Annotated in this window: 13 protein-coding genes; 3 read left to right on the top strand and 10 right to left on the bottom strand. The window is 67.4% G+C overall.

Going from position 1 to position 15,128, the window contains the following annotated elements; genetic code table 11:
• Positions 1-12: 12 nt before the first annotated feature.
• From BST14_RS08350 to BST14_RS08325, 6 genes are all read right to left on the bottom strand, one after another.
• A complete protein-coding gene (locus tag BST14_RS08350) occupies positions 13-1,020 on the bottom strand; it encodes a VWA domain-containing protein (RefSeq protein ID WP_083064040.1) in 1,008 nt (335 codons plus the stop codon).
• Positions 1,017-1,928, bottom strand: coding sequence for a DUF58 domain-containing protein (locus BST14_RS08345; RefSeq protein ID WP_142279318.1), 912 nt, complete (start codon positions 1,926-1,928; stop codon positions 1,017-1,019). The genes BST14_RS08350 and BST14_RS08345 overlap by 4 nt, the downstream gene beginning before the upstream one ends.
• 38 nt (positions 1,929-1,966) lie before the next feature.
• The gene (gene moxR1 / locus BST14_RS08340) at positions 1,967-3,097 is read right to left on the bottom strand and encodes a chaperone MoxR1 (RefSeq protein WP_083064038.1); all 1,131 of its coding nucleotides are present in this window, start codon (positions 3,095-3,097) and stop codon (positions 1,967-1,969) included.
• Positions 3,098-3,215: 118 nt separating this feature from the next.
• Positions 3,216-3,947: an NlpC/P60 family peptidoglycan endopeptidase RipB gene (gene ripB / locus BST14_RS08335; RefSeq protein ID WP_083064037.1), complete on the bottom strand. Its 732-nt coding sequence runs from the start codon at positions 3,945-3,947 to the stop codon at positions 3,216-3,218.
• A gap of 25 nt (positions 3,948-3,972) precedes the next feature.
• Positions 3,973-5,421, bottom strand: a complete 1,449-nt coding sequence (gene ripA, locus BST14_RS08330; protein ID WP_083064036.1) for an NlpC/P60 family peptidoglycan endopeptidase RipA — start codon at positions 5,419-5,421, stop codon at positions 3,973-3,975.
• A 237-nt stretch (positions 5,422-5,658) separates the two neighbouring features.
• A complete protein-coding gene (locus BST14_RS08325) occupies positions 5,659-6,234 on the bottom strand; it encodes an Rv1476 family membrane protein (RefSeq protein ID WP_083064035.1) in 576 nt (191 codons plus the stop codon).
• 191 nt (positions 6,235-6,425) lie between these two features.
• Between BST14_RS08325 and BST14_RS08320 the strand changes: the two genes are divergently transcribed.
• Positions 6,426-9,239, top strand: a complete 2,814-nt coding sequence (locus BST14_RS08320) for an aconitate hydratase (RefSeq protein WP_083064084.1) — start codon at positions 6,426-6,428, stop codon at positions 9,237-9,239.
• Between the two features lie 13 nt (positions 9,240-9,252).
• Positions 9,253-9,816: a TetR/AcrR family transcriptional regulator gene (locus BST14_RS08315; RefSeq protein WP_083064034.1), complete on the top strand. Its 564-nt coding sequence runs from the start codon at positions 9,253-9,255 to the stop codon at positions 9,814-9,816.
• A gap of 69 nt (positions 9,817-9,885) precedes the next feature.
• On the opposite strand, the gene BST14_RS08310 is transcribed toward BST14_RS08315, so the two are convergent.
• The 4 genes from BST14_RS08310 to trxA form a co-directional block, all read right to left on the bottom strand.
• Positions 9,886-10,089: a helix-turn-helix domain-containing protein gene (locus BST14_RS08310; protein ID WP_438502140.1), complete on the bottom strand. Its 204-nt coding sequence runs from the start codon at positions 10,087-10,089 to the stop codon at positions 9,886-9,888.
• A gap of 90 nt (positions 10,090-10,179) precedes the next feature.
• Positions 10,180-11,817 (bottom strand): ABC-F family ATP-binding cassette domain-containing protein, encoded by a 1,638-nt coding sequence (locus tag BST14_RS08305; RefSeq protein ID WP_083064033.1) that lies wholly within the window; start codon positions 11,815-11,817, stop codon positions 10,180-10,182.
• A 24-nt stretch (positions 11,818-11,841) separates the two neighbouring features.
• A complete protein-coding gene (locus BST14_RS08300; protein WP_083064032.1) occupies positions 11,842-12,651 on the bottom strand; it encodes an enoyl-CoA hydratase in 810 nt (269 codons plus the stop codon).
• Positions 12,652-12,731: 80 nt separating this feature from the next.
• Complete coding sequence (trxA, locus tag BST14_RS08295) at positions 12,732-13,067, bottom strand: thioredoxin (RefSeq protein WP_083064031.1); 336 nt, start codon at positions 13,065-13,067, stop codon at positions 12,732-12,734.
• Between the two features lie 153 nt (positions 13,068-13,220).
• On the opposite strand from trxA, the gene BST14_RS08290 reads away from it, so the two are divergent.
• On the top strand, positions 13,221-15,047 hold the full coding sequence (locus BST14_RS08290; RefSeq protein WP_083064030.1) for an acyl-CoA dehydrogenase: 1,827 nt from the start codon (positions 13,221-13,223) through the stop codon (positions 15,045-15,047).
• Positions 15,048-15,128: the final 81 nt, after the last annotated feature.

Here is a 15,128-nt window from a genome sequence, read left to right as displayed (position 1 = left end):
CGGGGCCCCGGGCTATGTGGGTAGGCGGCGGTTGATCAGGAGCGCTGCCAGCGCCGCCAGCGCCAGCACCAGCGCGCCCAGCCGCACCCAGCCCACGCTGGCGTCGCCCTTGATCGTCTCGTAGCCGATCTGCTGCTGCAGCGTCGCGTACACCGACTTCAACTCCTGCAATGACGCCGCGCTGTAGGCATTGCCGCCCGAGAGCTGGGCCACCTTCTTCAGCGTCGCGTCGTCGACGGGCACCGGCTGGCGCTGGTCGTTGATCTCGACGAAGCCGTACGGCGTGCCGAACGAGATGGTCGAGATCGGCACGCCCTGGTCCTTGGCCGTGCGCGCGGCGGTGAAGGCGCCCTTCGGGTTGTCCGGATTGGTCGGCATCGTCTCCTTGCCGTCGGAGAACAACACGATGCGCGCCGGCGGCGGTTTGTCGCCGCCGCCGATCACCGCGCCGACGGTCGCGATGGCCTGCAGGGCGGTGAAGATGCCCTCACCGGTAGCCGTGCGGTCGGCGAATTGCAGCTTGTCCAATGCGGCCTTGGTCGAGTCCCGGTTGGTCGTCGGCGATACCAACACCGTCGCGGTCCCCGCGTAGGCGATCAGCCCGAGGTTGATGCCCGGGGTCAGCTCGTCGGCGAACTGCTTGGCCGCCTCCTGCGCGGCCGCCATCCGGTTGGGCGCCACGTCGGTGGCGCGCATCGACTGCGAGACGTCGATGACCAGCATCACCACCGCGCGGTTGCGCGGAATCCGGACGTCGTTGGTGGGGCCGGCCATCGCGATGGTGAACAGCACCAGCGAGGCCACCAACAGGATCGCCGGAACATGTCGCCAGCTCGAAGGCCGTTTGGGTGCAACGCTTTCCAGCAGCTCCATGTTGGCGAACCGCAGCATCCGCCGCTGGCGCGCCAGCTGCATCAGGATGTAGAGCGCGGCCAGCCCGAAGACGACGAGCAGGAACAGGAAGAACCACGAATGTTCGAAGCCCGACAACGACATCGGGCCCAGTAGCGGCAATGTCACTGCCGCCCTGCCAATGCCCCACGCCGGCGGGATTCGACAAACCGCACGATGTCGGCGATCCAGTCGCGGTCGGTGCGCAGCGTCAGAACCGGGGCACCGCAGCTGCGGATGGTGCGGGCCACGTCGGCGCGGTGCGCCGCGGCGGCCTTGGCGAAATCGTCGCGCAGCTGGGCGTCGATGGTGAACTCACGGGTGACGCCGGACTCGGCGTCCTGCAGCACCACGTCGCCGATGTCGGGCAGCTCGACGTCACGCGGGTCGAGCACCTCGATGGCCAGCACCTCGTGCCGGGCGGCGATCGCCCGCAGCGGGCGCATCCAATTGATCGGACCGAGGAAGTCGCTGATGATCACCGCCATGCCGCGGCGGCGTTCCGGCCTGCGCAGGGCGTCGATCGCCGTCGCCAGATCGCCGCGCACCCCGACGGGCGCCCGCGGCGTGGTGGCGATGGTGCGCAACAGCGTCTGCTCGTGCTGACGTCCGGACCGGGCGGGCACCCGGGTGATGTTGGCGCCGGTGGAGACGATCGTGCCCAGCCGGTTGCCGCCCCCGCTGTTGAGGAAGGTGATCGCGGCGGCCGCCGCCACCGCGAGGTCGCGCTTCTCGCACCCCACGGTCCCGAAGTCCAGGCTGGCCGACATGTCGACGACCAGCCAGGTTTCCAGCTCCCGGTCGGCGATCATCTGCCGCACGTGCGGGTGTGTGGTGCGGGCGGTGACGGCCCAGTCCATGCGGCGGACGTCGTCGCCGGGCTGGTACTCGCGCGACTCCCCCGGCTCCGAGCCGGGCCCGGGGATCAGGCCGAGGTGATCGCCGTGCAGCACACCGTCGAGCTTGCGTTTGACGGTGAGTTCGAGAGTGCGCAGCGCCGCCGACAGCTTCGGGTCATCGATCTGACCCCGCTGCATCGACGGCGGATGCACCACCGCCCGCCTGTTGGGGTCGGTCACCGACCGCTGGCCGCGCCGGCGGGTTGCATCACCGGGGGCACCGAATGACCTTGCTGCGGAACGGCATTCACCTGAGGCAGGGCCACCGTCTGCAGCACCCGGTTGATGACGATCTCCGGCGAGATCTCGTCGGCGAGCGCGTCGTAGGTGAGCACCAGCCGGTGGCGCAGCACGTCGGGAATGACGTCGACGACGTCTTGCGGGATCACGTAGTCACGGCCGCGGACCAGCGCCAGCGATCGGGACGCGGCGATGATGCCCAGCGAGGCGCGCGGCGACGCCCCGAATGAGATCCACATCTTGACGTCGTTCATGCCGAGCTGTTCGGGGTGGCGGGTGGCGGTCACCACGCGCACCACGTAGTCCACCAGGGCGTGGTGGACGAAGACGTTGGCGGCGATGTCCTGCAGGCGCAACAGGTCGCCGGTGTTGAGGATCTGCTTGGGCTCCGGCGGGCGCACACCCATCCGGTAGATGATCTCCCGCTCCTCCTCCGGCGACGGGTAGCCGACGTTGATCTTGAACAGGAAGCGGTCGCGCTGGGCTTCGGGCAGCGGGTAGACACCCTCGTGCTCGATCGGGTTCTGCGTCGCCATCACCAAGAACGGGTTGGGCAGCGCGAAGGTCTTGCCGCCGATCGACACGTGGCGTTCCTGCATGACCTCCAGCAGCGCGGACTGCACCTTGGCCGGCGCGCGGTTGATCTCGTCGGCGAGCAGGAAGTTGACCACCACCGGGCCGAGCTCGGTGTCGAACTCTTCCTTGCCCTGGCGGTAGATGCGGGTACCGATGATGTCGGTGGGCACCAGGTCCGGCGTGAACTGGATGCGCGCGAACGTCCCGCCGACCACCTTGGCGAACGTCTCGACGGCCAGCGTCTTGGCCACGCCGGGCACACCCTCGAGCAGCACGTGCCCCTTGGACAACAGGCCCACCAGCATGCGCTCCACCAGCTGGTCCTGGCCGACGATGATGCGTTTGACCTCGAAGATGGCTCGTTCCAGAGTCTGCACCTCGGCGGCCAGTCCGTTGCCGCCGCCCGCCGGCGCTTCGTGAGCCGGGCCGGATTGCCCGCCCGCGCCCGAGTAACCGCTGGCGCCTGGCGGCGGCCCACCTGCTGCTGTCATAAACCCTCCACGTCTCATCGGACACGACTGCCGGGCAGCGACGTGCCCTCGTCCAACTATTCCAGCACCGCCGGTTTCCGTCGACGCTCACCCAGCCGATGGGTCGCCGGCCGGGCGATCAGTACTCGATGATCCTGGTCAGGAACGGTGTCATGCCGGGCTTTCGAACCGGGCTTACTGTAACCTTCCCGGCGCTGCCCGACGCCTCCAGCATCTGGCCGTTGCCCAGATACATGGTGACGTGCTGGCCGCCGCCCGGGCCGTAGAAGATCAGGTCGCCGCGCCTGGCCTGGTCCGGCGGGATGTGGCGCCCGGCGTTGTACTGGTCACCGGAGAACCGCGGGATCAGCACGCCAACCCCGGCGAAGCCGTAGCGCATCAGCCCCGAGCAGTCGAAGCCGGTGATGTTGGCGCCGTCGCCGACGCCCTTGCTGGGGCCGTCCAGCGAGCCGCCGCCCCACGAGTAGGGCACGCCCATCTGCGAGCCCATCCGCTTGATCACGTACTCGATGGCCTGCCGGCCATAGACCCGCGGGATCTTGCCGCCGGGGTTGGACGGGGTGGCGGCGGGTGCGGGATCGCCCAGGATGTTGATCCCGAGACCGCCGAGGAACTGCCTGCCTAGGTCCATCGTCGTCTGGGTCGCCTGCGCGGTGGCCTGCAACGACGCGTTGGCGACCGCCAGCGGGTCGCCCGGGGCACCGGCGCTGATCTGGGCCGGCAGGGTGGGATCCCACTGGCCGGGGTCGGCCGCGGCAATCGGAGCCGGCAGCACAGCAGAAAACATCAGCCCGGACAGCACAGCGGCGATCCAGGCGAGGTTGATGATGCGAAACCGGTTGCGGCGCATGGCTGTCCGTTCAGAGCTCACTCGATCACCACTCGATGTACCGGACCACGTAGGGCGTCATGCCGCTGGTGCGCACCGGGGCGACGCGCACCTTCAACCCGATGTCGGGGGCCTCGAGCATCTGGCCGTCGCCGAGGTAGATCGTCACGTGCTGGCTGCCGCCCGGGCCGTAGAAGATGACGTCGCCGCGGCGCATCTGGGAGGACGGGATCTTGCGACCCAGGTTGTACTGCGAGCCCGAGTAGTGCGGCAGCTTGATGCCCACGCCGGCGAACGAATACAGCACCAGACCCGAACAGTCGAAGCCGGTGATGCCCGCGCCGGAGTCGATGCCCCTACTCGGGCCGGCCGCGTTGCCGCCGCCCCAGGAGTAGGGCACGCCGATCTGCGACATGCCGCGCCGGATGACGTATTCGGTGGCCTGCCGCCCGTAGACCCGGGGGATGCGCGCTCCCACCCCGCCGGGCGCGGCGTTGGTGATGCCGGTGTCATCGGGCTTGAGGATGCCCAACTGCTGCAGGAAGTTGCGGCCCAGGCCGGCGGTGACCTGGGTCGAGGTGGCCGAGATGCCGAGCACCTGGTTGATCACCGCGATGGGGTCGCCGGGGACGTTGGCGCTCGGGATCATCGGCAAGGTGGGGTCCCAGGCGCCGTCCCACTGGCGGCCCCCGGCCGACGGCGCGGGCGCGCCTTGCGATCCGGTATCCCACCGGTCACCCGACGCCGACGGGCCCGCACCGCCGGCGCCCGCGGACCACTGCCGCGCGGCCTCACGCTTGGCCGCCTCCAGCTTGATTTGAGCCTGATTCCGTTCGGCCGCAAGGCGAATGATGTCCTCGCGCTGCTGGTCGAACTTCTGCTTGGAGTTGGTGAGCGCCGCCACGGCGGCGTCCTGGCTGGCCTTGGCGTCGGCGGCGGCCTTGTCGGCGTTCTGCTTGGCCAGCCGCGCCGCCGACTCCTTGTTCACCTGCTCGGTGCGGGCCCGCTGCAGCTTGGCCATCACGGTCTGCGAGCTGGTGGTCAGGTTCTTGGCGGCGGCCTCGGTGGCGATGATGTCGTCGGGGCTGCTCGCGGTCAGGTAGCTGTTCGACGGGCCGTTCATGTAGGTGGCCGCGGCGAACGTGTCGAAGCGGCGCTGCGCGCCCGCGATGGCGATGTTGGCGTCCTTGACCGCCTGCTGGCTGGCCTCGAGGTCGCGCTGGGCGGTGGCCGCGTTGTCCCGCGCGGTCTCCACGTCGACGAGGGCCTTGTTGACGCTTTCCTGTTCGGTCTGGATTTCGGCGCTCAGGTTCTGCAGCCGCTGGTTGGCCTTGGCGACGTCGGCGATGAGGGCGGCCAGGTGATCTGCGGTGGGATCGGCCTCCGCGAGGCCCGGCGTGGCGATCAGCAGGGCGAGGCTCACAACGGATGGAACGACGGGCCGCATCAGCCTTAGGGCTTGTCGCGCAGAAGACCCCCAGCGTGTGCGTGTCATTCGACTCAGGTCTCCTACGGCTCAACACGACGGGCGGCGCCAGCCACAGGTTCCCCGAAAGGCGCCAAAGACAACACCAGCATCATTTGCACCGTACGTCACACCGATGGGCGTGCAAACGCTCCACCGAAATCGCACTCTCTACGTGCGTTTAATGTGACCGAATGGTGACCTGGCCGGTTTGCCAGCAGGTCACCCCGGTTCGCCGAGGGAACCGCGATAGACGAATACCAGATGTTAGACGGCGGTATTGGCGTCGGCGGCCGGGGTTGCCGCGGCGTCCTCCGACGTTGCTGCGCGCTTGCCGCGCACCTGCAGCAACCGGGTGCCGACCGCGGCCGCGAGGACCGCGATCAACAGGAAGATCGTCAGGCCGGTCCAGGGAAACTCGGGCGTGTCGAGCTCGTGCAGGAAATGCTGGGCGGAGACCACGGGGTTGCCGGTCTTCGCGTTGTCCTCGCCGGCCTCGAGCGTCACGCGCGGGAACTGGGTGCTGTAGCTTCCGACGTAGCTCGGGCTGAGCGTCAGGACCGTCGCGTCGTGATAGTCCGCACCGACCACCGTCGAGATGTCGCGCAACGGGGTGTCGTTCGGGGGATTGTGGTCGAGCAGCACGATCTTGAGGTTGATGCCCTCGGCGTGCGCCTGGTTGACCACGTCGAGCAGTCCGGGCATCGCGGCGGGTGGGGCGCTGACTCCGGTGGCGGCGACCTGGGTTTTGACCATGGTCATGTCGACGTCCACCGGAATGTAGGCGGGCGGGAACGGAACCGTTTGCGGCAGCGGTCCGGCGAAAGAATCTTGCCCGGTCATGGCGTCCCTCCTGCGGTAGTGCTAGGGGCACCGTACGCGACTCGATGGCCGGGGGTTTAAACCGGCGGCCGCGGCGATAAGACTGAAGTCAGCAGTGCCCCCGTAATGCAGGACAAGCGTACTGTTAAAGTTGGCACGGCACCGCCGACACGGCCCGTCGCGGTGGAGAACTAAAGACTCTGGGAGTGCAAGTGACTGATGTTGTGAATTCGTTCGGCGCCCGCGACACGTTGAAGGTCGGCGACCAGAGTTACCAGATCTATCGCCTCGACGCCGTCCCCAACACCGAGAAGCTGCCCTACAGCCTCAAGGTGCTGGCCGAAAACCTGCTGCGTAACGAAGACGGCAGCAACATCACCAAAGACCACATCGAGGCCATCGCGAACTGGGATCCCAAGGCGGAACCCAGCATTGAGATCCAGTACACGCCCGCTCGTGTGGTGATGCAGGACTTCACCGGCGTGCCGTGCATCGTCGACCTGGCCACCATGCGCGAGGCCATCGGCGACCTCGGCGGCAAACCGGAGAAGGTCAACCCGCTCGCCCCCGCCGACCTGGTGATCGACCACTCCGTGATCGCCGACCTGTTCGGCACCGCCGACGCATTCGAGCGCAACGTCGAGATCGAGTACGAGCGCAACGGTGAGCGCTACCAGTTTTTGCGCTGGGGCCAGGGAGCGTTCCAGGACTTCAAGGTGGTGCCGCCGGGCACCGGCATCGTGCACCAGGTCAACATCGAATACCTGGCCAGCGTGGTAATGTCGCGCGACGGCGTGGCCTACCCCGACACGTGCGTGGGAACCGACTCGCACACCACGATGGTCAACGGCCTGGGCGTGCTGGGTTGGGGCGTAGGCGGTATCGAGGCCGAGGCCGCGATGCTGGGACAGCCGGTGTCGATGCTGATCCCGCGGGTCGTGGGCTTCAAGCTGACCGGTGAGATCCAGGCGGGCGTCACCGCCACCGACGTCGTGCTGACGGTCACCGAAATGCTGCGCAGGCACGGCGTTGTCGGCAAGTTCGTCGAGTTCTACGGCAAGGGCGTTTCGGAGGTGCCGCTGGCCAACCGCGCCACGCTGGGCAACATGAGCCCCGAATTCGGTTCCACCGCAGCCATTTTCCCGATCGACGAGGAGACCATCTCCTACCTGAAGTTCACCGGCCGCAGCGACGAGCAGCCGGCGCTGGTGGAGGCCTACGCCAAAGAACAGGGCATGTGGCACGACCCCGACCACGAGCCGGTGTTCTCCGAGTACCTCGAGCTCGACCTCTCCACGGTGGTGCCGTCGATCGCCGGACCCAAACGCCCGCAGGACCGAATCCAGTTGTCGGAAGCCAAGTCCACGTTCCGCGAGCAGATCCTCAGCTACGTCGAAGGTGAAGAAGACGACCGGCAGAACTATTCGAAGCTCGACGAGTCGGTCGAGGAGACCTTCCCGGCCAGCGACCCGGGCGCGGTGTCCAACGGCCACGCCGACGACCGGCCCGTCGTGCATTCGGCCGCCTCACATGCCCAGGGCAGGCCGAGCAACCCGGTGCAGGTGAAATCCCACGAGCGCGGCGAGTTCGTGCTCGACCACGGCGCGGTGGTGATCGCCGCGATCACGTCGTGCACCAACACCTCCAACCCGGAGGTGATGCTGGGCGCGGCGCTGTTGGCCCGCAACGCCGTTGAGAAGGGACTGGCGTCCAAGCCGTGGGTGAAGACGACCATGGCGCCCGGTTCGCAGGTGGTCAACGACTACTACGACAAGGCCGGCCTGTGGCCGTACCTAGAGAAGCTCGGCTTCTACCTGGTGGGCTACGGCTGCACCACCTGCATCGGTAACTCCGGTCCGCTGCCCGAGGAAATCTCAAAGGCCATCAACGACAACGACCTTTCGGTGACCGCGGTGCTCTCGGGGAACCGCAACTTCGAGGGCCGCATCAACCCCGACGTCAAGATGAACTACTTGGCGTCGCCGCCGCTGGTGGTGGCCTACGCGCTGGCCGGCACCATGGACTTCGACTTCGACGAGCAGCCGCTCGGCCAGGACAAGGCGGGCAATGACGTCTTCCTGAAAGACATTTGGCCGTCGCAGAAGGACGTTTCGGACACCATCGCCTCGGCGATCAACTCCGAGATGTTCACCAACAATTACGCCGACGTGTTCAAGGGCGACGAGCGCTGGCGCAACCTGCCGACGCCGAGCGGCAACACTTTTGAGTGGAACGCGGATTCGACCTACGTCCGCAAGCCCCCGTACTTCGAGGGCATGCCGGCCGAGCCCGAGCCCGTCACCGACATCACCGGCGCAAGGGTGCTGGCGCTGTTGGGCGACTCGGTGACCACCGACCACATCTCGCCCGCCAGCAGCATCAAGCCGGGCACCCCGGCGGCGCAATACCTCGACGAGCACGGCGTCCAGCGCAAGGACTACAACTCCTTTGGCTCGCGGCGCGGCAACCACGAGGTGATGATCCGCGGCACCTTCGCCAACATCCGATTGCGCAACCTGCTGCTCGACGACGTGTCCGGCGGCTACACCCGCGACTTCACCCAGGACGACGGGCCCCAGGCGTTCATCTACGACGCGGCGCAAAATTATGCGGCACAAGACATTCCGCTGTTGGTGCTGGGCGGCAAGGAATACGGGTCGGGCTCGTCGCGCGACTGGGCGGCCAAGGGGACCCGGCTGCTGGGCGTTCGCGCGGTGATCGCCGAGTCGTTCGAGCGGATTCACCGCTCCAACCTGATCGGCATGGGTGTCATCCCGCTGCAGTTCCCCGACGGCAAGTCCGCCACGGATCTGGGTCTCGACGGCACCGAGGTGTTCGACATTACCGGCGTCGAAGAGCTCAACAACGGCAAGACGCCGAAGACGGTGCACGTCAAGGCAAGCAAGGACGGCGGCGATCCGGTCGAGTTCGATGCGGTCGTCCGCATCGACACCCCGGGAGAGGCGGACTACTACCGCAACGGCGGCATCCTGCAGTACGTGCTGCGCAACATGCTGAAGTCATAGCCGTCACCGCCTGATGCCAAAAGTCAGCGAGGACCATCTGGCGGCTCGCCGCCGCCAGATCCTCGACGGCGCCCGCCGCTGCTTCGCCGAATACGGTTATGAGCAAGCCACGGTGCGCCGGTTGGAGAAGGCGATCGGGATGTCGCGCGGCGCGATCTTTCACCACTTCCGGGACAAGGACGCGCTGTTCTTCGCGCTGGCCCACGAGGACGCCGAGCGGATGGCCGACGTGGCTTCGCGCGCGGGACTCATCCAGGTGATGCGCGACATGTTGGCCGCGCCGGACCAGTTCGATTGGCTGGCAACAAGATTGGAGATCGCGCGCAAACTGCGCAACGATCCCGCGTTCAGCCGGGGATGGGCGGAGCGTTCCGCCGAGCTTCGGGCGGCCACCACCGATCGGCTGCGCCGGCAGATGGAGGCGCACCGGGTGCGCGACGACGTACCCGGCGACGTGCTGCAGTGCTATCTGGAATTGGTGCTCGACGGCCTGGTGGCCCGGTCGGCATCCGGCGAGGATTCGCAGCGGCTATCCGCGGTCCTCGACCTGGTAGAGAACTCGGTGCGCCGCGGTTGAGCCGCGCCGATTGTGAATCTCACGACGCGACACGCCGATTCGGTGTCGCCGGATGCACGTTCGGCGGATTCAGTGCGCCTTGGCGGTCCGATTGGGGCCGCCGCGGCTGCGCATCGTGGTGCCCGACTCCCGCAGCAGGCTATGGATCGACCCGTACGACCTACCGGTCGCGGCGACCAGGCTGCGGATACTGGCGCCGCTTTCGTAGGCGTGCCGCAGCTCGTCCAGCAGCTGGTCGCGTGACTTGACCGACCTTTGCAGTGTTCTGTTCATGGCTCCTCCGACGCCGGGACACGATCGCAAGCACCCAGAGTAAGAAGCCACCGTCGGCCGCGGGCCGATTTCGTCAAATCCCGCATCGACTCAAGCGAGCTCGATGAGATCCCGGTACTCGTCGGACCAGAAGTCCTCGGTGCCGTCGGGCAACAGCACGACGCGTTGCGGGTCGAGGGCCTCGGCGGCGCCGGGGTCGTGCGTCACCAAAACCACCGCTCCCCGATAGCTGCGCAGCGCGTCGAGCACCTGTTCGCGCGACGCCGGATCGAGGTTGTTGGTCGGTTCGTCGAGCAACAACACGTTGGCCGCCGACGCCACCAAACCGGCCAGCGCGAGCCGGGTCTTCTCACCGCCGGACAACGTGCCCGCCGGCTGGTCGAGCTGGGGGCCGCTGAACATGAACGCGCCCAGCAGGCCGCGCAGATCCTGCTCGCCCGAATCCGGTGCGGCGTGCCGGATGTTCTCCCACACGGTCGCATCGTTGTCGAGCGTGTCGTGCTCTTGGGCGAAGTAGCCGATCCGCAGCCCATGTCCGGGCTCGAGGGCTCCGGTGTCGGGGGCCTCGGTGCCGGCCAGGATTCGCAGCAGTGTGGTCTTGCCGGCACCGTTGAGGCCCAACACCACCACCCGCGAGCCGCGGTCGATCGCGAGATCGACACCGGTGAACACTTCCAGCGACCCGTAGGACTTGCTCAGCCCGGTGGCCACCAGCGGTGTGCGCCCGCAGGGGGCGGGACTCGGGAACTTGATGCGGGCCACCTTGTCGGCCACCCGCTCGTCGTCGAGCGCGGCCATCATCCGATCGGCGCGGCGCAACATGTTTTGTGCCGCAACGGCTTTGGTGGCCTTGGCGCCGAGCTTTGCCGCCTGCGAACGCAGCGCGGTGGCCTTGCGTTCGGCGTTCGCGCGTTCCCGGCGGCGGCGCTGCTCGTCGGTGGCCCGCGCGTCGAGGTACTTCTGCCAGCCCATGTTGTAGACGTCGACCTCGCCGCGCACCGCGTCCAAAAACCACACCCGGTTGACGACGTCGGCGAGCAATTCGACGTTGTGGCTGATGATCACCAGCCCGCCGGTGTGCGCGCGCAGGAAATCCCGCAGCCAGCCGATGGAATCCGCGTCCAGGTGGTTCGTCGGTTCGTCGAGCAGCAGCGTGGTCGACGAGCCCGACATGCCCGCGCCGCCCTCGGACGCGGCGAACAGGATGCGGGCCAGTTCCACCCGGCGGCGCTGTCCGCCGGATAAGGTGCGCAACTGCTGCGTCAGCACCCGTTCGGGCAGGCCGAGACTCGCGCAGATGCGACTGGCTTCGCTTTCCGCGCCGTAGCCGCCCAGCGCGACGAAACGCTCCTCCAGCTGGCCGTAGCGGCGGATCGCGCGGTCGCGGGCGTCGTCGTCGGCGACCTCGGCCATCAGCGCCTGCTGCTTTTCCAGATCGGTCAGCAACACATCGAGCCCGCGCGCCGACAAGACCCGGTCGCGGGCCAGCACGTCGAGGTCGCCCTCTTTGGGATCCTGTGGCAGATAACCGATTTCACCCGCCCGGTTGATCGCCCCGGCGTAGGGTTCGGTTTCCCCCGCCAGGATGCGCAGCGTGGTGGTCTTGCCGGCACCGTTGCGGCCCACCAGCCCGATGCGATCGCCGGGCTGCACCCGCAGGTCGGGCCCGTCCGGTGAGAGCAGGATGCGCGCACCAGCGCGGACCTCGAGGTCCGTGGCCGTGATCACGATTGCTCTCCTTGGAAAAGACGCCTATTTGTCGTCGGTGAACACCGGTGGTCGTCGTTCTGCGCGCGCGGCAACCGCTTCTTCGAAGTTGGCGGTGAGCAGGCGGACGAAAAGCTGTCCCAAGCCTTCGGCTTGCATGTGCCCTTCCAGGTTACCGGCGTCCAGTCCACTCCACAGCGTGCGCTTGGTCAACTCGATTCCCGGGCGGGAGAAGGCCGCTATCCGCGCGGCGATGGCGTAGCAGGTGTCCAGCAGCTGCTCGTCGGGGACCTGGCAGGACACCAGCCCGATGCGTTCGGCCTCCTCGGCGGTGATGTCGCGGCCGGTCAGCATGATCTCGAACGCGCGGGACGAGCCGATGGCCCGCGGCAGCAGGTAGGAAAGGCCCAGCTCGCTGGCGGTCAGCCCGTTGTTGATGCCGGCGGCGCGGAAATAGGCGCCGGTCGAGGCCACCCGGATGTCGGCGGCCAGCGCCAGGCACAGCCCGCCGCCGATGGCGGGGCCGTTGACCGCGGCGATCACCGGCTGGTGCAGTCGGCGCAGCGCCAGGATGACCTCGTCGAGGATCTCCATGGAGCGCAGCGCATAGGTCGGGCGGGTCAAGCCCTCGACGTGCGGCACCGAGCCCGCGGACTTGTGATCAGCGCCCGAGGAAAAGCCGCGGCCGGCGCCGGTCAGCACCACCACGCGCACCGAATTGTCGTAGGTGACCTGCTCCAAAGCCTCCTTGAGCGGCACCATGACGTCGAACGCCATCGAGTTCATCCGCTCGGGCCGGTTCAGGGTTATCAGCGCGACGCCGGGCCGCGGGCGGTCCACCAGTACCAAACTCACCCATGCAACCTAGCGCGTGGCGCCGGGCGCCTTTGCGCGCAGCGCGGCGGGGTCATTCGCCCCACCCCGCTTGGGCGGCCCTACACTTCCGAGACGTCGAACGCGCGGACCTGCGCGACCAGGTCCTCCAGGGCGGCCGGCGGCAGCGCGCCGGGCTGGTTGAACAGCAGTTTGCCCTTCTTGAAAGCCATCAGCGTGGGGATGGAGCGGATCTGGGCGGCCGCCGCCAGCTGTTGTTCGGCCTCGGTGTCGACCTTGGCGTGCACGATGTCGGGGTGCTTCTCCGAAGACGCCTGGAAAGTGGGACCGAACTGGCGGCACGGACCGCACCATGACGCCCAGAAATCGACGAGCACGATGTCGTTGCCCTCGATGGTTTCGTTGAACTTCTCAGCGGTGAGATCGAGTGTTGTCACGTTTGCCGTAACGCCCGGGGCTGACGCGATGTTCCCGGTCCTCGGCCTGGCGCCGGCGGCGCACCGCCGCTGGTTACGGTTGCGTACGTTTTCCCGCGTCCGACAGACTGTGCCTGACGATCCGCCGCCTCGAGGACCAGTGAGGGAATCGCGTTGGGCCATTACATCGCTAATGTCCGCGATATCGAATTCAACCTGTTCGAGGTTCTCGATGTCGGCGCCGTCCTCGGCTCCGGCGGCTACCGCGAGCTCGACGAGGACACGGTCAAAACGATCCTGGCCGAAGCCGCTCGCCTCGCCGAGGGTCCGGTGGCCGAATCATTCGCCTTCGCCGACCGCAATCCGCCGGTATTCGACCCGGCCGAGCACAAAATCAGCGTGCCCGACGAGTTGGCCAAGACGGTCGCCGCGCTCAAGGAGGCCGGCTGGTGGCGGCTGGGCATGGCCGAGGAGATCGGCGGCATGCCCGCCCCGCCGCCGCTGGCGTGGGCGGTCAACGAAATGCTCATCTGCGCCAACCCTTCGGCGAACTTCTTCAACCTGGGCCCGTTCATGTCTCAGGCGTTGTACCTCGAGGGCAACGAGCAGCAGCGGCGGTGGGCCGCCGAAGGCGTGGAGCGGGGCTGGGCGGCCACCATGGTGCTCACCGAACCCGACGCGGGCTCCGACGTCGGCGCCGGGCGCGCCAAGGCCATCGAACAACCCGACGGCACCTGGCACATCGAGGGCGTCAAGCGCTTCATCTCCGGCGGCGACGTGGGCGACACCGCCGAGAACGTCTTTCATCTGGTGCTGGCCCGCCCCGAGGGCGCGGGCCCGGGCACCAAGGGGCTCAGCCTGTTCTACGTGCCCAACTTCCTGTTCGACCCGGACACCTTCGAGCTCGGCCCGCGCAACGGCGTGTACGTCACCGGGGTGGAACACAAAATGGGCATCAAGTCCTCCCCCACATGCGAATTGACTTTCGGCGCAACGGATGTGCCTGCGGTCGGTTACCTGGTCGGCGACGTGCACCGCGGCATCGCGCAGATGTTCACCGTGATCGAGCAGGCGCGCATGACGATCGGCGTCAAAGCCGCAGGCACGCTGTCCACGGGTTACCTGAACGCGCTGGCCTTCGCCAAGGAGCGGGTGCAGGGTGCCGACCTGACGCAGATGTCGGACAAGACCGCACCGCGGGTCACGATCATTCACCATCCCGACGTGCGTCGCAGCCTGATGACGCAGAAGGCGTACGCGGAGGGCCTGCGCGCGCTCTACATGTACGCCGCCGCCCATCAGGATGATGCTGTGGCCCAACGCGTTTCGGGCGCCGATCACGAAATGGCGCACCGGATCGATGATCTGCTGCTGCCCATCGTCAAAGGGGTGAGCTCGGAACGGGCGTACGAGGTGCTGACCGAGTCGCTGCAGACGCTCGGCGGTTCGGGCTTCCTGCAGGACTATCCGCTCGAGCAGTACATCCGCGATTCCAAGATCGATTCCCTCTATGAGGGCACCACCGCCATCCAGGCGCTCGACTTCTTCTTCCGCAAGATCGTGCGCGACCGGGGTCAGGCGCTGCAGTTCCTGACGGAGCAGATCACGGCGACCATCGACAACGTCGACGAGGCGCTCAAGCCGGTCGCGCAGCTGGTGCAGACCGCATACGACGACGTGACGGCGATGACGGGCGCGCTGACGGGATACCTGATGTCCGCGGCGCAGCAGGCGAACGAGATCTACAAGGTGGGCCTGGCATCGGTGCGTTATCTGCTCGCGGTCGGCGACCTGCTGATCGGCTGGCGGTTGCTGGTGCAGGCCGACGTCGCGCACCGGGCGCTGGCGAACGGCGCGGGCGACGACGAACCGTTCTATCGGGGCAAGATCGCCACCGCAACGTTCTTTGCCAAGAACATGCTGCCCGGGCTGACCGCGCTGCGCGGGGTCATCGAATCCATCGACGACGACATCATGAAGGTGGCCGAAGAGGCCTTCTGAGTGCCCACAGGTTGGGCACAGGTTAATCGGGTAAACCCTTACGTTGGCTTTAACCGACGAATGGAGAAGGGTTGATGTCTG

The sequence above is a fragment of the Mycobacterium arosiense ATCC BAA-1401 = DSM 45069 genome (genome assembly GCF_002086125.1).
Lineage (GTDB): Bacteria > Actinomycetota > Actinomycetes > Mycobacteriales > Mycobacteriaceae > Mycobacterium > Mycobacterium arosiense.
This window is presented reverse-complemented; position numbering and strand designations above follow the sequence as displayed.

Excerpts from the sequence above, each read along its gene's own strand:
- moxR1 (WP_083064038.1), bottom strand. The coding sequence starts at position 3,097 with ATGACAGCAGCAGGTGGGCCGCCGCCAGGCGCCAGCGGTTACTCGGGC.
- BST14_RS08315 (WP_083064034.1), top strand. The coding sequence starts at position 9,253 with ATGCCAAAAGTCAGCGAGGACCATCTGGCGGCTCGCCGCCGCCAGATC.
- ripA (WP_083064036.1), bottom strand. The coding sequence starts at position 5,421 with ATGACACGCACACGCTGGGGGTCTTCTGCGCGACAAGCCCTAAGGCTG.
- BST14_RS08325 (WP_083064035.1), bottom strand. The coding sequence starts at position 6,234 with ATGACCGGGCAAGATTCTTTCGCCGGACCGCTGCCGCAAACGGTTCCG.
- BST14_RS08345 (WP_142279318.1), bottom strand. The coding sequence starts at position 1,928 with ATGCAGCGGGGTCAGATCGATGACCCGAAGCTGTCGGCGGCGCTGCGC.
- BST14_RS08310 (WP_438502140.1), bottom strand. The coding sequence starts at position 10,089 with ATGAACAGAACACTGCAAAGGTCGGTCAAGTCACGCGACCAGCTGCTG.
- ripB (WP_083064037.1), bottom strand. The coding sequence starts at position 3,947 with ATGCGCCGCAACCGGTTTCGCATCATCAACCTCGCCTGGATCGCCGCT.